This is a genomic window from Cupriavidus sp. LA-1 (genome assembly GCF_055385985.1).
Genome location: NZ_AP031387.1, coordinates 646,033 through 666,353, shown reverse-complemented (window position 1 = coordinate 666,353; position 20,321 = coordinate 646,033). Strand labels below are relative to the sequence as shown.

17 protein-coding genes are annotated in these 20,321 nt (G+C 63.4%); 7 read left to right on the top strand and 10 right to left on the bottom strand.

Annotated elements, in window-relative coordinates; all coding sequences use genetic code 11:
• Window positions 1-45: 45 nt before the first annotated feature.
• On the bottom strand, window positions 46-870 hold the full coding sequence (locus ACZ5MJ_RS03185) for a DUF4377 domain-containing protein (protein WP_464222349.1): 825 nt from the start codon (window positions 868-870) through the stop codon (window positions 46-48).
• Window positions 871-1,260: 390 nt separating this feature from the next.
• Between ACZ5MJ_RS03185 and ACZ5MJ_RS03180 the strand changes: the two genes are divergently transcribed.
• Window positions 1,261-2,487 (top strand): lipopolysaccharide biosynthesis protein, encoded by a 1,227-nt coding sequence (locus ACZ5MJ_RS03180; protein WP_464223641.1) that lies wholly within the window; start codon window positions 1,261-1,263, stop codon window positions 2,485-2,487.
• Window positions 2,484-3,605 (top strand): glycosyltransferase family 4 protein, encoded by a 1,122-nt coding sequence (locus tag ACZ5MJ_RS03175; RefSeq protein WP_464222346.1) that lies wholly within the window; start codon window positions 2,484-2,486, stop codon window positions 3,603-3,605. The genes ACZ5MJ_RS03180 and ACZ5MJ_RS03175 overlap by 4 nt, the downstream gene beginning before the upstream one ends.
• Window positions 3,606-3,624: 19 nt before the next feature.
• On the opposite strand, the gene waaA is transcribed toward ACZ5MJ_RS03175, so the two are convergent.
• From waaA to ACZ5MJ_RS03160, 3 genes are read right to left on the bottom strand one after another with little or no spacing between them, the layout of a single operon-like run.
• Window positions 3,625-4,914, bottom strand: a complete 1,290-nt coding sequence (gene waaA, locus ACZ5MJ_RS03170) for a lipid IV(A) 3-deoxy-D-manno-octulosonic acid transferase (RefSeq protein WP_464222344.1) — start codon at window positions 4,912-4,914, stop codon at window positions 3,625-3,627.
• Window positions 4,914-6,017 carry a lipopolysaccharide heptosyltransferase I gene (waaC, locus tag ACZ5MJ_RS03165; RefSeq protein WP_464222342.1) on the bottom strand — a complete coding sequence of 368 codons (1,104 nt, stop codon included), beginning with the start codon at window positions 6,015-6,017 and terminating at the stop codon, window positions 4,914-4,916. The genes waaA and waaC overlap by 1 nt, the downstream gene beginning before the upstream one ends.
• Complete coding sequence (locus ACZ5MJ_RS03160) at window positions 5,998-7,383, bottom strand: phosphomannomutase/phosphoglucomutase (protein ID WP_464222341.1); 1,386 nt, start codon at window positions 7,381-7,383, stop codon at window positions 5,998-6,000. Before ACZ5MJ_RS03160 ends, waaC begins: the two co-directional genes overlap by 20 nt.
• Between ACZ5MJ_RS03160 and ACZ5MJ_RS03155 the strand changes: the two genes are divergently transcribed.
• From ACZ5MJ_RS03155 to ACZ5MJ_RS03135, 5 genes are all read left to right on the top strand, one after another.
• Entirely contained in the window at window positions 7,382-8,794 is a 1,413-nt protein-coding gene (locus ACZ5MJ_RS03155; RefSeq protein WP_464222339.1) for a glycosyltransferase family 4 protein, read from the top strand. The two genes, ACZ5MJ_RS03160 and ACZ5MJ_RS03155, sit on opposite strands and share 2 nt — an antisense overlap.
• Window positions 8,795-8,799: 5 nt before the next feature.
• Complete coding sequence (locus ACZ5MJ_RS03150) at window positions 8,800-10,116, top strand: sugar transferase (RefSeq protein ID WP_464223640.1); 1,317 nt, start codon at window positions 8,800-8,802, stop codon at window positions 10,114-10,116.
• Window positions 10,116-11,270, top strand: a complete 1,155-nt coding sequence (locus ACZ5MJ_RS03145) for a glycosyltransferase (protein WP_464222337.1) — start codon at window positions 10,116-10,118, stop codon at window positions 11,268-11,270. The genes ACZ5MJ_RS03150 and ACZ5MJ_RS03145 overlap by 1 nt, the downstream gene beginning before the upstream one ends.
• Before the next feature lie 32 nt (window positions 11,271-11,302).
• A complete protein-coding gene (locus ACZ5MJ_RS03140; protein ID WP_464222334.1) occupies window positions 11,303-11,581 on the top strand; it encodes a hypothetical protein in 279 nt (92 codons plus the stop codon).
• A 311-nt stretch (window positions 11,582-11,892) separates the two neighbouring features.
• Window positions 11,893-12,741, top strand: a complete 849-nt coding sequence (locus tag ACZ5MJ_RS03135; protein WP_464222332.1) for a hypothetical protein — start codon at window positions 11,893-11,895, stop codon at window positions 12,739-12,741.
• Between the two features lie 56 nt (window positions 12,742-12,797).
• Here the strand turns inward: ACZ5MJ_RS03135 and ACZ5MJ_RS03130 are convergent, their stop codons facing one another.
• The 6 genes from ACZ5MJ_RS03130 to asnB form a co-directional block, all read right to left on the bottom strand.
• Window positions 12,798-14,747, bottom strand: a complete 1,950-nt coding sequence (locus ACZ5MJ_RS03130; RefSeq protein ID WP_464222330.1) for a polysaccharide biosynthesis protein — start codon at window positions 14,745-14,747, stop codon at window positions 12,798-12,800.
• Entirely contained in the window at window positions 14,744-15,919 is a 1,176-nt protein-coding gene (locus ACZ5MJ_RS03125; RefSeq protein ID WP_464222328.1) for a DegT/DnrJ/EryC1/StrS family aminotransferase, read from the bottom strand. The genes ACZ5MJ_RS03130 and ACZ5MJ_RS03125 overlap by 4 nt, the downstream gene beginning before the upstream one ends.
• 75 nt (window positions 15,920-15,994) lie before the next feature.
• Window positions 15,995-16,624, bottom strand: coding sequence for an acetyltransferase (locus tag ACZ5MJ_RS03120; RefSeq protein WP_464222326.1), 630 nt, complete (start codon window positions 16,622-16,624; stop codon window positions 15,995-15,997).
• Window positions 16,621-17,214: a sugar transferase gene (locus ACZ5MJ_RS03115; RefSeq protein ID WP_464222324.1), complete on the bottom strand. Its 594-nt coding sequence runs from the start codon at window positions 17,212-17,214 to the stop codon at window positions 16,621-16,623. Before ACZ5MJ_RS03115 ends, ACZ5MJ_RS03120 begins: the two co-directional genes overlap by 4 nt.
• On the bottom strand, window positions 17,211-18,317 hold the full coding sequence (locus ACZ5MJ_RS03110; protein WP_464222323.1) for a glycosyltransferase family 4 protein: 1,107 nt from the start codon (window positions 18,315-18,317) through the stop codon (window positions 17,211-17,213). The genes ACZ5MJ_RS03115 and ACZ5MJ_RS03110 overlap by 4 nt, the downstream gene beginning before the upstream one ends.
• An 8-nt stretch (window positions 18,318-18,325) precedes the next feature.
• Entirely contained in the window at window positions 18,326-20,320 is a 1,995-nt protein-coding gene (gene asnB, locus ACZ5MJ_RS03105) for an asparagine synthase (glutamine-hydrolyzing) (protein WP_464222321.1), read from the bottom strand.
• Window position 20,321 lies beyond the last annotated feature (1 nt).

Below are 20,321 nucleotides of genomic sequence, written 5' to 3'. Positions count from 1 at the left end.
ACCGGGCCGCAAACTGCGGCCCGTTGGCATATGTAGCGTCGCGCCTTACTTCGCCCGCGTGCGCGACTCCACGTTCAGCAACTGCCAGCGGATCGACGACGCATCCGCCGGCGGATTCGGCACCTGGTACTCACGCACACGCAGCTTGTAGGTCACGCCCGGCTCGAAGTCCAGCCCTTCGATCGGGCCATACCAGAGCTGCCACGACACCTGCGGCGATTCACGCCAGCGATAGCACGTCATCTTGCCCATGCCCGGGCACTCCACGCGCTGCGAATCGATATACACGATCTTCTCGACGCCGCCGGCACCCACGCTCGCGCCGCGCTTGCCCACGCCCTCACGCTCGACAAACTGCAGCAGATCGCCGCCCGCGGTCTTCCAAATGATCTGCCGCCCCGTACTGCCCGCCGACGGCTGCGTGCCGACAGTGGCGAACGGCGTCTGCATTGCCTTGAGCAGGGTCGACTCCAGTTCCATGCGCGGTGTCGGGCATGCCATACGCGTGCCGGCGATGTTGTCGAAACGGATGCCGGTATCGGTCTTGCCATAGCTCCCGGTAAAGCGGTTGCAGCCACTGGTGCCGCTGACCGTGCCCTGAGCGGCATCGATGCCCTCGTTGAACTCGAAATTGATGGGCTGGCCGTTGTCGCCGTGCGGGATCTCGCGCAGGGAACCGTCGGGCTGTTGCCAGCGAAGCAGTTCCCAGCGGCTGGGGCCGGAGGGTTGGGTCTGGTTGAGGTTGGTGCCGGCGGAGGGGAGGTCCGGTACCGACGCGGTGGTGCAGGCGCCGAGCACGCCGGCCAGCAATGCCACTAAGGCGCTGCACGCAAAGCGTCGGCCGCAGGTATCACGAGCAAAGGTCAGCATAAGGTTCTGGCTCCTGTAATAGGGCATGCGTCACAGTCCGTTGCCATGCATGCACGGTTCCGGGCTGATTAGAGGCGGCCGCGAGGGCACAAGTTCAGCCCTGCCGGCGGACAAGATACCCGGAATGTCGACTACGCTCCATCCGGCCAAGCACCCCCGCCGACGCCAATCCTGCCGCCCGCTTTGGCAACCACACCTATTTGTGAGAAAGTGGCGATCGAAAATCATTCACACCCCTATGGTGCCCGCCCTTCCGATCGCCAGAGCTTCGGCCGCCGTCAACCCTACACCGACCGTCCCCTCCATCCCCGGCATGAGGCGCGCGATGGCGGATGGCTGCCGTGCGAGGCCGGCGTGACAAGACGCAAGGTTGTGGGGAATCTTGCCTGGATGCTGGTCGAGCGCGGCCTCCAGGTAGCAGGCGGAATCGGCATCGTGGCCATGCTGGCGCGCGGCATGGGACTGGAAGGCTTCGCGCACTTCCAGTATGCGCAGGCGGTCGTCTATATTGCCGCCTCGTTCGTGCTGGTCTGCGGCAGCGAGGTCATCGTCCCGAGGCTGGTCGCCGATCCCGACCCCACTGCGCAGCACCGACTGCTGACGCACGGCTTTGGCTTGCGCTTCGCTGCCGGCGTGCTCGCCTATCTGCTGATCGGCGGCTTCCTGCTGGCTTCCCGCCAGGGCCCCGAGTTCTGGGTGCCGTCCATGATCCTCGGCCTGGCCGTGTTGCTGCGCGAACCGTTCGGCATCGTGACAGCCTGGATGCAGGCACATACACGGACACGACCAAATGCGCTCTTCAGCCTGACCTCGCTAGCGGTCAAGGCCGGCTGCGTGGCGCTGCTCTTCTGGCTCGGGGTACAAAGCGTCCCCGCCTATGCCGCAGCCATTGTGCTTGAAACCGCCCTGGCATCGGCACTGCTGGGCCTCTACTACCTGCGCCGCGCGCCGCGCGCCCGCGTCGCCATGGATACGATGCTGGTCCGGGAGCTGCTCGGCAATGGCGCCCTCTTCTGGATAAGCTTTGTGCTGATGATGGGCTCCCGCCGTATCGACCAACTGCTACTCAAGCCGTTGGTACCGCTTGGCGAGTTCGGCGCCTACGCGGCATCGATGCAGATCCTCGACAATTACGTGGTGGTTGCCACCATCCTCTGCGCCGGCATCGCCCCGATCTACGTCTATGCACAGCCCTCACTGGTCCAGGCCCGGCGCAACATTATGAAGATCGCCGCCGGCATGACGATGGTCGGCGCAGTGGGCGCGCTGGCGATTGCCCTCAGCGCCCACTGGATCGTTCACCTGCTCTATGGCTCGGCGTTTGCCTCCGCTGCCGGCCTGCTGCAACTGACGGCCATGGCATCGATGCTCATCTTTACTGATGTCGCACTGACCCTGCTGCCCATCTATCTACGCCGGCCTCGTCTGGTTGCGGTCAAATGGGGGTTGGTGTTCGCCGTCACCATTACCATCGATGTCATTGCAATACCGGCATTTGGCGCATACGGTGCGATCCTCGGCTACGCTGTCGCCAACCTGCTGTCTGTCCTGTTCGGCATCGGAGTGTGGCTGCGCGAAGGGCGTCGTGCCACAGCAGCTCGGGAGGCCAGTGCATGACGACGCGCCGCAATATCTGCTTTATGACAGGGACACTCAACGTCATGGCCGGCGCTGAGCGAATGACGGCAACCGTCGCCAATGCGCTGGCTGAACTCGGCCACAACGTCAGTATCCTGTGCTTGTTCGATACAGCCAGCCGTTTCCCGCTGCACCCAGGCATCCACCATGCGGCGTTGTTCGACCAGCGCCCCTCCTTCAAACGGGCGTATCTCGCCACCGTCGCCGGCATTCGCCGCCATTGCCGCGAGCGCAATATCGACGTGCTGGTACAGGTCGACACCATGCTGGCGCTGTTCGTACTGCCCGCGACCATCGGCCTTGGCCTGCAGCATATCGCCTGGGAGCATTGCCACTTCGACGAAGACCTCGGCAAGGCTGCACGCAGGGGCGCCCGGCGCCTTGCTGCACGATATTGCGACCAGGTCGTGGTCCTGACTGAGCGGGATCGCAAGCGCTGGATCGAAGCCCTGCAGCCACGCAGCGAGGTCGTCTGCATTCCGAATCCGCTGCCCTTCCCGATGCCCGCAGCCCCTGCGCCGCGCGTGGGGACACAGGTTCTGGCCATGGGGCGACTGGTCGCGGCAAAGGGCTTCGATGTGCTGTTGCGCGCCTGGCGGAAGGTCGCGGCGCAGGCCCCGGAATGGGAGCTGGTCATCCACGGCGAAGGCGAGGAACGCGATGCGCTCACCGCGCTGGTCGACCAACTGGGCCTGGGCGACCAAGTCAGCCTGCCCGGGATCTGCCTGGACGCGACGCAGGCCTATGCGCGCGCCTCGGTCTTCTGCCTGAGCTCGCGCTACGAGGGCTTCGGGCTGGTACTGATCGAAGCCATGGCCTTTGGCCTGCCAATCGTATCGACCAATTGCGAGACCGGGCCGCGCGAACTGCTCACGCCCGGACAGGACGCGCTGGTTGTGCCGACGGACGACGCGGATGCGCTTGCCGATGCGCTGTTGCGCGCGATCAGGCAGCCGGAAGAAGCCGGCCGCCTCGGCGCAGCCGCACGGCGTAAAGCAGAAGGCTTCGCCCTGGAGCAAATTGCCCGCCGATGGGATGTCCTGGTAAGCGCGCCGGCGCAAACACACCGCAAACGGCCGTCGACGCCGGCGTCCTGAGCGCCGCAGCCGGTGCCCTTCAGGTTCCGAGCGCCTGCGCCAACTCCGCCAGCGTCCGTACCGTGGCACCCCGGTGCAGGCCCGCGAAGGTTCGAGCGTGGGCACGCATGTCGGCCAGCGCTGCAGGATCCGAGAGCACCCTTGACGCCGTCCTGACCAGGTCGTCGGCATCAGCCACGCGAAGGCAGGCCCCGGCGGCGATGGCATCGTCGGTCGCCTGCGCGAAGTTGAACGTGTGGGGACCGATCAGCACCGGTGTGCCGACCGCGCACGACTCGATCAGGTTCTGCCCGCCCAGCGGCATCAGGCTCCCGCCGATGAAAGCAAGGTCCGAAGCCGCGAAGTACATCGCCATCTCCCCCATTGAATCGCCCAGCACCACGTCAGCCGTGATCGGAGCAGGCAGATGATCGATATCCACCGCACTGCGCCGCTGCACGGTGAAACCGGCGTGCGCGACCATTGCCGCCACTTCATCGAACCGCTGCGGGTGCCGTGGCACCAGCAACAAGGCTGGCCTGGGCACTTCCCCGCACGACCGCTGCCAACGCGAAAACGCATCCAGCAGCATCGGCTCCTCGCCTTCCCGGGTACTGGCAGCGGCCAGCACGGCGCGTTCGCCGAATGCCTGCCGCAAGCGGCCGCCGCGCTCCACGCTGGCGGGGGCCGGCTGCATGTCGAACTTCAGGTTGCCCGTGACCTGCACCGCCTCCACGCCCAGGGCACTGAAACGATCGGCATCGCCAACGGTTTGTGCCAGCACGCCGGCAAAATCGCTGTACATCGCCGCCGCTGCGCGGCCAAAGCGGGCGGTACGCCGGTAGCTGCGCGGCGACAGGCGTGCATTGACCAGGAACAGCGGCACGCCGGCCCGACGCGCACCGCGCACCAGGTTGGGCCAGACCTCGGTTTCCATCAGCATGCCAGCCGCCGGCCGGAAGTAGCGCAGGAACCGGCCCACCAGCCAGGGCAGGTCATAGGGCAGGAAGCACTGCAGGACGCGCGGTTCTTTGCCGAAAAGTTGCGCTCCGGTCTGCCGGCCGGTCGGCGTCATATGTGTCAGCAGCAGGCGATGGCCAGGATAGGCTGCCAGTAGCGCTTCGATCAGCGGCTGCGCGGCCCGCGTTTCGCCGACCGAAACCGCGTGCACCCACAGCCACGGCCCGTTTGCCGGCAAATGGCCGTAACGGCCCAGCCGCTCCCGGACATGCTCAAGGTAACCGGGCTCCTTGCGGGCGCGCCAGACAAGACGCAGCAGGGCAACGGGCAGCGCCACCAGCCACAACAGGCTATACAGGACACGCAGCATCAGCGGCCCGCCCCGCGTACGCGGCGGGCCGCTTCAATAACGTCTTCGACTGACGGCACGACGCCATGGTCGCCCACGTTGGCAATTCGGTCCGACCAGTAGCCTTCGGTCTTCCAGCGCCATGTCGCGGTGTAGATCTCCACGGTGGGCCGGCACAGCGCCGCGGCAATATGGACGAGCCCGGTATCGACACCAATGACAACCTCGGCGCGATTGACCAGGCCAAATCCTTGCATCACCGTGAAGCGCGGCAACACCTGGGCCCGCGGCACTCCCGCTGCAATCTCCTGGGCGGCCCGACGTTCCGCATCGTTACCCCACGGCAGCAGCATGACCAGGCCGTCTTCCAGCAACCGGCGCCCGAGCGCGTGCCAGTCTGACACCGGCCACTTCTTCTTCGCGCCGGCCGTCGCGTGGAAACACGCGGCATAGCGCGGGGGCAGGCCGTCCCAGATCGGATCATCCATATGCAGCGTCTGAGCGGCGGCGCCGAAGAACTGCGGCGGCTCGGTCGGCCCGACGCCGGTAAGCGCCGCGCCCAGCAAGCGCGAGCGCTGTACCGAATGGGTCTGGCTGGGCACGCGCACCGGCGCGGTATACAGCAGCCGCGCGGCCGGCTCATAGCCGGAACCCTTGGTGGCATTGCCAAGGCCGATGATCGGCGCCCGCGGCGTACGGCTGGCCGCGCGCGCGACCACGGCGGTCTTCAACAGGCCCTGGCTTTCGATCACCGCGTCATAGTTATCGAGGCGCAAAGTGTCGCGCAGCGCGCCCACTTCATGCCACGTGCCCGACTGGTAGAAGCGCTTGCGCCAACGCCGCAGCGCGAATGGAATGACTCGCCGCACATCAGGCAGCAGGCGCACCAGCTCGACGTAGCCCTCCTCCACCACCCAGTCGATCTCGGCCCCCGGCCAGCGTGCGCGCAGGTCATGCACCAGCGGCATATTGTGGACAACGTCACCCAGGGACGAGACCTTGATCAGCAAGATGCGCGGCCGATCCGGCAGTGCAAACGGTGCGGCCATCGGGGCGGCCTGGAGGACGCCGGACGGGGCCGCCGGCTGCGGCGCCGCCCCGCCCTCAGAACGGGAGCTGAGCATCCGGTTTCTCGGCCAGGATCACACGTTTGAATTCAGCCTGGATCCGCGCCAGCGCGACGTCGTTGTCCGCCTCGAAGCGCATCACCACTACCGGCGTGGTATTGGACGGACGGGCAAGGCCGAAACCATCCGCATACTCGACACGCACGCCGTCGATGGTGATGACCTCGCGCGCGCCATCAAACGTGGCATTGGCCTTGATCTTGTCCAGCAGCGTGAACGGCTCGCCCTCGGCGCACTTGAGTTGCAGCTCGGGGGTGTTATTGGCGTTTGGCAGCGCATTCAGCACGGCGCTGGGGTCGGCGTAGCGTGACAGGATTTCCAATAGCCGCGCGCCCGTGTACAGGCCATCGTCAAACCCGTACCAGCGATCCTTGAAGAATACGTGCCCGCTCATCTCCCCGGCGATCGGTGCGCCAGTCTCCTTGAGCTTCGCCTTCACCAGCGAATGGCCGGTCTTCCACATCAGCGGCTCGCCGCCGTGCTGGCGAATCCACGGCGCCAGCTTGCCCGTGCACTTGACGTCGTAGATCACCTGCGCGCCCGGATTGCGCGCAAGGATCTCTTCGGCAAACAGCATCAGCTGGCGGTCTGGGAAAATCACCTGCCCGTCCTTGGTCACGACGCCCAGGCGGTCGCCGTCACCGTCGAAGGCCAGGCCCAGTTCGCAGTCGGTTTCGCGCAGGCACTTCATCAGGTCCTGCAGATTCTCGACATGGGCCGGGTCCGGATGATGGTTCGGGAAATTCCCGTCGACCTCGCAGAACAGCTCAGTCACTTCGCAACCCAGCCCGCGGAACAGATCGCCCACGAAGGCACCGGCCACGCCGTTGCCGGCATCCAGCGCAATCTTCATGGGACGGGCCAGCTTGACGTCGCCAAGAATGCGGTCGAGGTACTTTTGGCGCACATCAACCTCACTATAGCCGCCGGCGCCACTTGCGAAATTGCCGGCTTCGATCCGCTGGTGCAGCCCCTTGATCTGCTCGCCATAGATGGCCTTGCCTGCCAGGACCATCTTGAAGCCGTTGTAGTCCGGCGGATTGTGGCTGCCGGTGACCATGATGCCCGAGGTGGCGCTTACGCCATGGAGTTCGATGTTAGTGCCAAAGTAGACCATCGGCGTGGCAACCATGCCCAGGTCGATCACGTCCATGCCGGCGGCGCGCAGGCCTTCGATCAGGCCACTAATGAGGTCCGGGCCGGAGAGGCGGCCATCGCGGCCTACGACAACGGCCTTCTCGCCGGCTTCCGCCGCAGCAGAACCGAATGAGAGGCCGATCTGGCGGGCCACATCCCTGGTAAGCGTCTTACCGACGATGCCGCGGATGTCATAGGCTTTGAAGATGGAGGGATCAAGTCTCATGGGGATTCCTGAAGTAATGGCTCAGCCGCGCGCCCGCAAGGGCCGATCACTGCGTGCCGAAGGGGGTATTTTGCCGGATTGCGCGCCGCGCGGGCGGTATAATCGCCGCTTCGGTAACAATGGCCCTCGTTCTTGCCGCCCACATGGCGGCTTACGGCCTGAAGCCAGCCAGCGCCGCCATCGCAGACGGCGGCACAAGGATCAGGTACCTGAAGCGGGCCCAGCTCGCCACTTCCAGCCGTCATCCGCGCCAGCGATTGCGCTCTCACCCTTGCCGTCCAATATCCAGACCATCAACCGGCCCCGCGTAGCCTGCCTGATCACCAATTCGGAGATCGGCGGTGCGCAGTCGCATGTGGCGGATCTGCTGCAATCGGCAGGCGGCCAGGCCGACATGGTACTACTGGCAGGCGGCGAGGGTCCGCTTCTCGACGTTGCACAACGCGCTGGCATCCCGGTCATCCGGCTGCATCAACTGGACAACACCCTCTCGCCCGCCCGTGCAGTCACGGCACTGCGCGAGTTGCTGCAGGCCCTGCGGCAGGCCGCGCCGGACCTCATCCATGCCCACAGCGCCAAGGCAGGTGCGCTGGGCAGGATTGCGGGCTTGCTGCTTGGTATCCCGGTGATCTATACGGTGCACGGCTTTGCGTTCAAGCCGGAAGCGCCTGCGCGGCAGCGCATCGCCGCACGCATCGCCGAGTGGCTGCTAGCACCGTTGACGGCGCGCATGATCTGCGTAGCCGAGGCCGAGAAGGACCTCGCCCGGACACTGCCAATCCGGGCACGGCATATTGCCGTGATTCCGAACGGCATTGCCGACACAATCGCTCGCGCACGACCGAATGCAACCGTGCAAAGGATCGTCATGGTCGCCCGCCTTGCCCGACCCAAGCGGCCTGACCTGGTAATCCGCGCCTTCGCGCGTGCAGCCGTGCCAGACTGCGAACTGGTCATCACGGGCGACGGGCCCCAACGGCAGGCCCTGCAGCAACTGGCAGACCAGATTGCGCCCGGGCGCGTCCGCTTTACAGGCAGCATCGGAGACGTTCCCGAATTGCTGGCGACTGCGCAGATCTTCGTCCTGGCCTCCGACCATGAGGGATTCCCGCTTTCCGTCCTGGAAGCCATGCGTGCCGGCCTGCCAGTCATTGCCTCGGATCTGCCGGGAATTCACGAACAACTCGACGCGGGCCGTTGTGGCGAGCTACTGCGGCGTAACGACCCGTCCGCGCTGGCCGACGCCCTGTCGCGCATGGTGCACGACGCCAGCCGGCGCGCAACCCTGGGCGATGCGGCGCGCAATCGTTGGGAACAGAACTACGGCCTGGACCGCATGACACACGCTACGTGGGCCGTATATCAGGACGCCTTGGGCGACAAGCCCCGCGCAGCACGAGTGCCGACATGACGAACATGCTCAAGACCGAGCCGCTGCGCCGCCGCGCCACCGGCATGCATATCGCCGGCTCGGAGACCATCCGCCGCGTGAGCCGGATGCTCGGCTGGGCGTGCCTGGGCCTGGTGCTATTCGGCATCAACACCGTGCTGGCCGAGGTTGCGCACCACGCCGGGGTCGTGACCTACGTGTTCACGCGAACGCTGCTGTGGTCCATTGTCCCCTACCTGTTCGCCTTCATGATGCTGCACCGGTCGCTGCACCTGCCGGCGATGGAGGGCAACAGCCTGGCCGGCCTTGCGTCGACCTTCCCGTTCGTCGCATTGCTTTTCGTCTTTGCCGCATTCCATATCGAGTACTCCCGCGGGGCCCTGCTACTGGGCTACGTGACTACGCTGGCGTGGATCTGGATCGGCTATCGCCACTACGTGCAGAACTACGTGCCGCTGTTTGGCTACACCGATCCGCATACGCTGGAGCAACTCGAGTCCATCCTGACAATGCCGGGCGCCGCGCCACCCTCGCCCACACGCTTCGAGCCGATCGGCTCGCTGGAGGACGCCAGGCACTGCGACGGCCTGATGGTCGACCGCAGCACCACCGCCGATCCCGAGCGCACCCGGCAACTCGCGCAGTACAAAATGAGCCACGTGCGCATGTACTCGGTCGAACGGGTCGGCGAAATGCTCACCGGCCGCGTCGGGCTCGCGCATATCGACGAGAATTTTCTGGACGACTATGCGGCGCACTACCTCTACGGCTACCTCAAGCGCGCCATCGACATCGCGGCCGTGCTATGCCTCGCGCCGTTCCTAGTCCCCGTCAGCCTTGCGGTCGCGCTGGCGATCCGGATGGAAACGCCAGGCCGGGCGATATTTCGCCAGGAACGTATCGGCCTATTTGGCAAGCCATTCGTCATGCTGAAGTTCCGCAGTATGGGCGTCGATCCCAACGCCACGGCGCAGTTCGCCTCGCGCCAGGATCCGCGCGTCACCAAGGTTGGGCGGATCATCCGCAAGTATCGACTCGACGAAATCCCGCAGCTCTGGAATGTGCTGGTCGGGCATATGAGCCTGATTGGGCCGCGGCCGGAACAGGCGCCGATGGTGGAGGGGTTTTCAGGGACGATTCCGTACTACCCGTACCGGCATCTGGTGCGGCCGGGGTTGTCGGGGTGGGCGCAGGTGCAACAGGGGTATGTCGGCACGCATGAGGAAACGGTGACAAAGTTGAGCTATGACTTGTATTACGTCAAGCATTGCTCGTTTGCGCTGGATCTGCTTATTGGGGTGAAGACGGTGCGAACGTTGGTGACAGGGTATGGGGCGCGGTGATGGCTGAATCTGAACCGTCGCCGGACGCCAGCCCGATGCGCATCATGCTCGTCACGACCGGCCTGAAGCTGGGTGGCGCAGAACAGCAGGTCGTGGCCTTGGCACGGGAATTTGTCCGCCTTGGACATGCTGTCCTGATTGTCAGCCTGACAAGTGGCAGTGACATACCGCTGCCAGACGGCATCACTGTCGAGCAGCTCGATATGCGCAAGACGCCGTGGTCGATGGCGCGTGCACTTTGGCGTGCCCGTCAGCTGGTCACGCGGTGGCGGCCGGACATCATGCATGCGCATATGGTGCATGCGAATCTGTTTGCCCGCGCACTGACCCGTATGGTCCGCTGCCCACCGTTAGTCTGCACCGCGCACAGCTTCAGCGAAGGCGGCCGCCTGCGCATGCTGGCGTATAGGCTAACCGACGGATGGGCCAGCCTGACCACGCACGTCAGCAGCGCAGGCCACATTGCCATGATCGCGGCAGGCGGTGTGCCGGCGCAACGGATCGTCGTGATGCCCAATGGCATCGATGTGAACCGCTTTCGCCCTGACCCGGCATTGCGCAATGCCACACGCGAGCGTCTCGGCATCGACGCCGATACGCGCCTGGCGCTCAATGTCGGGCGACTGGTGCCCGAGAAGGCGCAGGATCTGCTGATCCGAGCGTTTGCACAGATCGATCGTGCCGTACCCGCACACCTGCTGATCGCGGGAGGTGGCGTGCTCAGGCAGCCGCTGACCGATCTGGTGGCGTCGCTCGGCCTGTCATCGCGCGTCACGCTGCTAGGTCCGCGCCACGACATCCCTGCCCTGCTCAACAGCGCTGATGCGTTCGCGCTGTCATCAAACATCGAGGGCCTCCCCATCGTTCTGGTGGAAGCGTTGGCTTGCGGCTGTCCGGTCGTATCGACTGATGCGCCGGGCGTGGCGGAAGTGCTTCACGATCAGGGCACCATCGTGCCGCGTGGCAATGCGCCAGCACTCGCCAGAGCACTCACCGCCGCTCTGCGTGCGGGCCGCGGATTACCAGCTCAGGCCGCCGAGCGGCGCGAACGCGCGTTGTCCTCGTTCTCAATCGATGCCGTGGCGCGGCGTTGGCTCACGCTCTACGCGAGCCTGCCCGGCGCGGCAGGCGCGCCACATGCAAAGGGAGTCTGATATGCCGGCGCCGTGCAGGCAATCTGCTGTGGATGCCGATTAAGCAGGGCTTTCTGGTCGGCGCCGGCATAGGCGTGGTCACCAAACCTGCACATGCGTTGGGACCGCAGGGCCTCGACCACTCCCAGTATGCGCTGTCGCTTGCGCTGGTGTGCAGCGCAGAGGTGGTGATGCTCTTTTGGTCGAAGCGCAGGCTCGCGAGCTCGGACTCGAGGATTCGCTGGAACTTCCAGGCACCACATCGAATATTGAAGCAGTTTTACTGCGATGCATCGATTTTCTGCCTCAGTTCGCGCTATGACGATTTTTGACTCGTTCTGGCGAAAGCGAACGGCATATTTCGACAGCCGCCACCTTCAACAAGCCGTGGAATACCCAGAAGAAATCTTCAAGAATGCCGAGAATACTTGGCCCGGCGTAGCGGGGAAGGGGTCCACCCCATGGAGGCGTCAGAATATTCGGGCAATGGAAAAACCTTCTGGAGCAGCAGGTCAGAGGGTGTGGCGAATAGGCTCGGTACTTCCTTACAAAATAGGGGAGAGCGCTACAACTTCAAGTCTCGAACTACGGATGAGTCGCGATACAATCCAAGCTACATTAAAGGAAATGTCCGATCTTCAGCATGACTGATATGCCTCCCCCACCCGAAGCCAACAAGCCGGTTACGCCGTTCGGTCTCTTGCTGAACTCATCAAAGCTCATTATTGCTGCCGCGGCGGTGGGTGCTTTGCTAGGCTTTGGGGCATCCCAGGTTATCAAGCCTCGCTGGGTTGCCAAGATGACTGTCCAGATCGGCCAATTGGCAATCACTGGCCAGACAGGCATTGGACTGCGCCTGATCGAGAATCAGCTCACCGCCGCGGATCGCTACAACCTGCCGGCGACTAGGCTGCAGGTCATAAGGGCGATGGGTCTGCCGGACCCCGAAAGCAGCGCAGCGTCGAAGCTCGTTTTTGATACTCTGCGTGCATCCACGGACAAGAGCCCCGACGTGATCAGCCTGCAGGTATCAGGGTATACGCAGAGCGAGGCACTGACCGCCATAGCATCCTCGTTCAAGATCCTGTCCGCGGAGCACAACAGGCTCTTCGAGCCGAGCTTCACTCGGATGAAGACTGATCTGGATATTGTCAAGGGTAAGCTTGAAGCCGCGCAACGCGAATATGACAAAAGCGTTCAATCGCTCAAGTCAGGTGTGAATGCGGGCGGCACGAACGCGGCACAGAATGTTCTGGTGACCAACCTGGCTACTGTCATCAATAGTCAGATTCTTAACCTCAAACAGCAATCCGATACTCTGCGAGAGGCACTGGAGCCTAGCCACACCTACCCGACCCGAACCTTAGGTGAAGCTTATGTGCCGGCACAACCCAGCACACCCGGGACAGCATTATTGATTGCTTCCGGCTTTGCGGTCGGGCTCGTCGTCGGTGCCCTGATTGCTTTCCAGAGGCGCTCGTTCCGCCCCTGACTCGCGGGCCACGCCAGAAGAAACGGGACAGCCTTGGCTGTCCCGTTTTCGATCACTCAGGTCGTCACGACCGTCGCACGACTATCCGCCGGCTGCGGACCATATCCGTGAACCTGCTGGCTCAGGATATCACCAATCGTTTCACGATCATTCTGCTCCGCCGCCAAGCGTAGTCGCGCAAGCACTGGCGCAAACTCTTCCCACGGCACATAGACTTCTCGAGCCTTCATGATGCGCTTGTGCGCGGTAGGCTCAGGATTGTCACCGATCAGCAATTCCTCGTAGAGCTTCTCGCCAGGCCGCAGGCCCGTCACGTGAATCTCGATATCGCCCCCAGGATGATCATTGTCGCGTACCGACAGGCCCGACAGCTGGATCATGCGGCGAGCCAGGTCCATGATCTTGACCGACTGCCCCATGTCGAGCACGAAGACCTCACCGCCATGGGCCATCGCGCCGGCCTGCAGCACCAACTGGGCCGCCTCCGGGATCGTCATGAAGTAGCGCGTGACCTCCTCGTGTGTTACGGTCAGTGGACCGCCATCCGCCAATTGCCTTCGGAAGAGCGGAACGACACTACCGCTGCTGCCCAGGACATTGCCGAATCTGACCATCGCGAAAACCGTCCGGTTATGCACGACATCGTCCTGCCGGCCATCCAGCGCCGCATAGTTGACTGCGGGGCTGGCGGCCATGGCTTGCAATACCAGTTCAGCCATGCGCTTCGATGCCCCCATCACGTTGGTAGGACGCACCGCCTTGTCGGTAGAAACCAGCACGAAGTTCTCGACCCCGCTCTCCATGGCCGCGCGCGCCAGGTTCAACGTACCAAAGATGTTATTCATCACGCCCTCGGCTGCATTGCACTCCACCAGTGGTACATGCTTGTACGCGGCAGCGTGATAGACCGTCGCCGGCCGAAACAGCTCGCAGATCTCGCGCAGACGCCTCAGGTTGGCCACACTAGCCAGTAGCGGGATCACTTCGATCTGCAGGCGATGCTCGTTGCGCAGGCGCTCCAGTTCATGATGAATCGAATAAAGGCCGAACTCGTTGTGTTCGACCAGGACCAGCCGGCATGGCTTCTCCAGCACGATCTGGCGGCATAGCTCGCTGCCGATACTGCCGCCGGCGCCCGTCACAAGCACCGTCTTGCCAGCCAGATAGCGCGCCAGCAGCGCGGCGTCGGGGGGTACGGGCGCACGACCCAGCAAGTCCTCGATATCAAGTTCCTGGAAATCGCGTATGGTGACGCGTCCGGACGCCAGGTCCGCCATGCCGGGCAGCGTGCGCACGTGCACAGGCACCTCGCGCAGTTTGTCGATCACAGCATTGCGCTGCGTCCGCCCCATCGACGGAATGGCCAGCAGGATATCGGTCACGCCCATGCGCTCGACCGCATCCGGCACATCGTCCGGCCCGATGATGTCGAGGCCGTTTATAGTGCGCCCGATCTTAGCGGGGTCATCATCGATGAATCCGAGCAGCAGATACTGTCTCGCAACGGCCAGTGCGGACGCGGTCTGAACACCCGCTTCACCAGCGCCATAGATCAGCAGACGCCCTTCGTGCGAATGCACCCTGGCTGGCGTGCCAGCCAGCCAGAAGCGCGCCTGCGCACGGCTAGCGCCCACCAGCAGCAGGAACAGCATGGGCTGGATCAAACCGACACTGCGTGGTACGCCATCGAGCTTCAGCAGAATCAGCGCCGTGAAGAACAACACGCCATACAGACCCACTGCCTTCGCCGTGCTGGCCAACGCCGCCATCCCCGTGTAGCGGAAAATTGCCCGATACAGGCCAAGACGCACGAAGATCGGAAAGGCCAGCAACGGTGCCAATATGTACACATAGCCTTGCTGAAAGGTAGGCAACCCGGTCTGGTCGATGCGCAGGTAAAAAGCCAACCATACAGACAGGAGCGCCAGGAACAGATCCAGCGCAACCACGACGATGCGCTTGGCCGCGCGCGGCAACGCAAGCAGCGGAACTGTCAGGCTCTTCACAGGCTGGCCCGTCCCAGGACGTCAGTCAGTACGCGGCAGGTCTTGGCAATTTCAGCATCGGTCAGCGTGGGGTGCACAAGGAACATCAGGCTGGTCTCGCCCATGACCTTCGCAACGGACAGGCGCTCGGCGGGACGCCAGCCGGTTTCATCGAATGCCTTTTCGAGATAGACCTCCGAACACGAGCCTTGGTAACAAGGCACGCCGGCATCAACGATAGCTTGCACGATGCGATCGCGGGTCCAGCCGGCAGCAAGGCGGTCGGGCCGGACATAGACGTAGCACTTGTAGTGCGCGTGGACGCTATCCGATGACAAGACCGGAACCCGAACGGCGGAGAAAGGCCTGGCGGCGTCCAGGATGGCTTGCGCATGCGCGCTGCGGCGCGCGGTCCATTCCGCCATGCGCCGCAACTGGATACGACCGATGACAGCCTGCATTTCCAGCATGCGCCAGTTGGTGCCAAAGTTCTCATGCAGCCAACGGAAACCGGGTGGATGCTGGCGCTCGTAGACTGCCTCGAAGCTCTTGCCGTGGTCCTTATAGGCCCACATGGTGCGCCAGACAGCCTCATCGTTGGTGGTCACCATACCGCCTTCGCCACCCGTACTCATGATCTTGTCCTGGCAAAAACTCCAGGCGCCGACATGGCCGATCGAACCGACGCTTCGCCCCTTGTAGCGCGCACCGTGCGCCTGCGCGCAATCCTCGATTACTTTCAGATCGTGACGTGCGGCAAGATCCATGATCGGATCCATGTCGCACGGCCAACCCGCCAGGTGCACCACGATCACGGCCCTGGTGCGTGGTGTCAGGACACGCGCAATGGATTTCGCGGACAGGTTGCCGCTATCGGGATCCACATCCGCAAAGACCGGCGTCGCACCTGCGTTCACCACGCAGGACACACTGGCGATAAACGTCCGCGGCGTGACCACGACTTCATCGCCAGAACCAATGCCCAGGCCCTTGAGCGCAACATCCAGCGCCAGCGTGCCATTGCTCAGCGCAACCGCATAACGTGTACCTGTCCACTCGGCAAACTCGTTCTCGAACTCGCGGCATTCGCTGCCAGTCCAGTAGTTCACCTTGTTGGACAGCAGCACCTCCTGTACGGCATCGGCCTCTTCCTTTGTGAAGCTCGGCCAAGGAGAAAATGGAGTATTCAACATAGCTTTATTAGACCTTCAGAGGTTGCCCCACCACCCGATCGCCTCTTCTCTGCAATCTTTTCGAGTGACGCGGGCTTACTTTCTTTGTTCCCTCGCCGGATTTCCCACCACTATCGTGCAGTCCGTCACGGGCTTAACCACTACTCCACCTGCGCCGACCATAACGCCAGTGCCGATGTCGATACCCTGCCGCACCACGGCACCCACGCCAATCCACGAGAAAGCCCCAACTCGGACACCACCGCTGAGGTTCGCCCCCGGACCCACGTGCACAGCGTGTGCCAACGTACAGTCATGATCCACCGTTGCCCCTGTGTTGACGATGCAAGCATCCCCAATCGCCGCATCGGCATTGACCACAGCCCCGGCCATGACCACGGTGCCGGCGCCCAATATGGCAAAGCGGCTGACGCACGCGTGTGGGTGAACCACCGTCGCCAGTGGAATCCCAGCGGCTGCCAGGGCCTGCTGCTTTTCCCATCGCACCTGGCAGTTCCCAATCGACACCAGAGCAGCATCGAACTCGTGGACACGCCCCATCATGGCGGACAGATCGCCCAGCACAGGCCAGTGTCGATTGTCATGCAACAAGGGCCAGGCATCATCGAAGAACATGATACTCTGCCAGCCGGCAACCAGCGCGGCATCGGCCACGACCTTGCCATGGCCGCTTGCGCCAAACAGGGCGAGCCGGTTCTGCTTCATTTCTTCTTGCCCGTGAACTTCGGCATGGTCGCGTCGCCGGCGGCGCTGATACCCTCACGCACGACTACCTTGCGAACGGTCAGCCAGAGGATGCTGATATCGAGCCACAGGCTGCGGTGATCGACATACCAGAGGTCAAGCGCGAACTTCTCGTCCCAGCTCAATGCATTGCGGCCGTTGACCTGCGCCCAGCCGGTCACGCCGGGCCGAACCTCATGGCGGCGCGCCTCCTCTGGTGAATACAAGGGCAGATACTCCATCAACAGTGGACGCGGGCCGACCAAACTCATGTCGCCCTTGACGACGTTCCAAAGCTCAGGCAATTCGTCGAGACTCGCTGCGCGCAGGAATCGGCCAAATGCTGTCAGCCGCTCGGCATCGGACAGGAGCAGCCCGTCAGGACCACGCGCGTCGGTCATGGTCCGGAACTTCACCATGACAAACGGCTCGCCATGCAGGCCCGGCCGTGTCTGTCGGAAGAATACTGGGCTGCCAAGCTTGTTGCGCACCAGACAGATCAGGATCACCAACGGCACGCAAAGTACAATCAAGGCAAGGCCCGCGAGGATCAGGTCAAAGAGGCGCTTCATCGGATATCCATTTCGCTCAGCATGACCGCATTCACCTTGTGCACGTCATACTTCTCCTCGGCAATCGCCCGCGCACGCCGGCCCATCCTCTGCGCCAGCTCGCGGTCCTCCAGGAAGCGCAGCATTGCCGATTCCAGCGCATCGACGGACTTGACCGGCACAAGGAAACCGTTGTCGCCGTTCACGACCGTCTCTCGGCAGCCAGGTGCATCCGTGGTGATCACGGCGCGGCCCATCGCCATGGCTTCGAGCACGGTGCGCGGCGTACCTTCCCGGTAGGACGGCAGCACATAGACCGTGCTTTGCGCAATCGCCGGGCGAACATCGCTCAGTTTGCCCAGGTATTCCACGACACCGTCACCCACCCAGGAATCGAGTTCTTCCTGAGAGATGGCATCGGGATTCGAGTCGATCCAGCCTACCAGAACAAAGGTCGCGTCCGAGCGCCGTGCCCGAATTCGCCTTGCGGCCTCGGCATACTCTCGCACGCCCTTGTCGCCCAGCAGACGTGCAATCAGCAGGAAGCGCGTATTGCCTTCGAGTAATGGCGCTACCGCGAAGCTCGATACATCGACGCCCGATCCGTTGACAACACATGCCGGCGTGTCCGCACCGAGAATGCCACGTTGCCGAAACAGGTCACGATCATCCGGGTTCTGGAAGAACACCTTCTGCACGCGCCCCAGCGCGGTGGCATACATACCCTGCACCAGCACGCGCATGCCGCCTCGCCCGCTCTCCTGCTGGAAAGCGTACCCGAGCCCCGTGATCAGGGCAAAGCGCCGCGGCACGCGGGCCAGCCATCCAGCCAGGGTTCCATAGATCACCGGCTTGATAGTGTAGCCCATGGTGTAATCGGGCCGAATGCGCCGCATCAAGCGATACAACTGCAGCGTCGTCCGCAGGTCGGCGAGCGGATTCGTGCCAGTGCGATGCATTTCGATGTCATGCACCGTCAGGCCTTGTGCCTCAAGACGCGCACGCACTGGATCGGCGGCCGGCAGTCCAGGCGCGGCCACATGCACGTCCAGGCCCTTGGCCTGCAGGGCGGCAATCAGCGGCCCGCGAAAACCGGTGAGCGAATCCGCGAAGCTCGCAATCATCAAAAATCTCACGCCACGCTCTCCGCCAACGTAGTCGATTCCAGCTCCTTCTCAAGCCAAGCCTGGAACATGAGCACGCACCAAAGTTGGTGCTGCCAGTTACGCTGGCCCATGAGGTGCTCATGCCATTTCTGGCGGATTGGCGTCGGGTTCAAGAAACCTTCGCGACGCAGACGCGACGCATCGAGCAGTTCCTCTGCCCACTCGCGCAAGGGGCCACGCAACCATGTGTCGATCGGCACACCGAATCCCATCTTTGGCCGCTCGATTAGTGCCTTGGGGACGTGCCGGTACAGCACCTGCCGCAGCGCCCACTTGGTCGTGTATCCGGATACTTCCTGGCGAAGCTTGTAGGCTAGCGGGAGTTGCCAAGCAAACTCTACAACGCGGTGATCCAGGAACGGTACCCGCGATTCCAGGCTGCAGCCCATTGCGGCCCGGTCCACCTTGGTAAGGATGTCGTCGGGCAGATACGTCTGCATGTCGAGCGCCATCATGCGCTCCACTTCGCCGAGCGCATCGAGGTCACACTGCGCAGTATCAAGGAGCGTGAGCGGCTCACGTCCGCCAATTACGATGGCTTCGGGCTTCTGCCATTGCGAAACCATGCCGCGATACAATTCGGCGGCAGATCTGGCCGCCATCACACCTGCGCCCTTGTGGATCTTCTCGCCAATGTTGGCCCATCGCGATGCGCCCGGAATGCTGGCGGCCAGACTGTTCAGCCGTTGCGGTGAGGGTCGTGTCAGCACCCATGCCATGGCCGAACGCAGCCCCGTCGGCACCGACGACAGGCGGTTCCATAGCGTCGCAGTGAGTTGGTAGCGGTTGTAGCCGGAGAACAATTCGTCGCCGGCATCGCCGGACAACGACACGGTAACGTGCTCGCGCGCCAGCGCGCTGACCAAGTATGTTGGGATCTGCGACGAGTCCGAGAAGGGTTCGTCATAGAGCGTCGGCAGGTTCGGAATCACGCCAAGCGCCTGCTCGGGCGTCACGTACAGCGACGTATGCTCGGTACCCAGATGCTGGGCGACGGCCTTCGCATGCTCCGCTTCGTTGTAGATACCCTCGTGAAAACCGATCGTGAAGGTTTTTACCGGTCGAGAGGATTGCGCCTGCATTAACGCCACGACGGTCGAGGAATCGATGCCGCCCGACAGGAACGCACCCAGCGGAACGTCGGCCATCATCTGGCCGCGAATCGATGTGCGCAGCAGCGCCTCAAGCGCGTCGACTGCTTCCGAAGGGCTACCAGTGAATGGCTCACGTGCACCGCGCAGCGCCACCTCGATGCCCGACCAGTACGCACGCGGCGCGGCTTCGCGATTGGCCAGCGAGACTTCCAGCAGACGACCAGGCGCCAGCTTACGGATGCCCTGGAAGATCGAATACTCGCCTGGCACGTTGTTGTGCCGCATGAACAAGCACAGCGCATTGCGATCGATGTTCCGCTCAAAGGCAGGATGCGCATGCAATGCCTTAAGCTCGGATCCAAACAGGAATGTCCGGGCAGCCCCCTTCCCCTGCCAGCCGTAGTAGAGCGGTTTTTCACCCAGGCGATCGCGCACGAGCGTCAGCACGCGTTGCTGGCGGTCCCAGACCGCAATTGCAAACATGCCCACTGCCCGCTTGACCGTGGCTTCGATACCCCACGCGTCGAAACCTGCCAGCAGTGTCTCGGTGTCGGAATGCCCACGCCATTGCTGCTGCCTGCCGACTTGCTCGAGCTTGTCACGCAACTCCGGATGGTTGTATATCTCGCCGTTGTACGCGATCACGTAGCGGCCGCTGGCCGACGCCATAGGCTGATGGCCAGCGGGCGACAGGTCCACAACGGCCAGCCGGCGATGGCCAAAGCCTACTGGCGATTCGGCATCGCACCACGCGCCGCCATCGTCCGGGCCGCGATGGCGGATGCGGTCCGCCATCGCCTCGAGCAACGCGGTCCTTTCGGCTGCGGCGACGATATTGCCGCCAAAGAATCCTGCAAACCCACACATG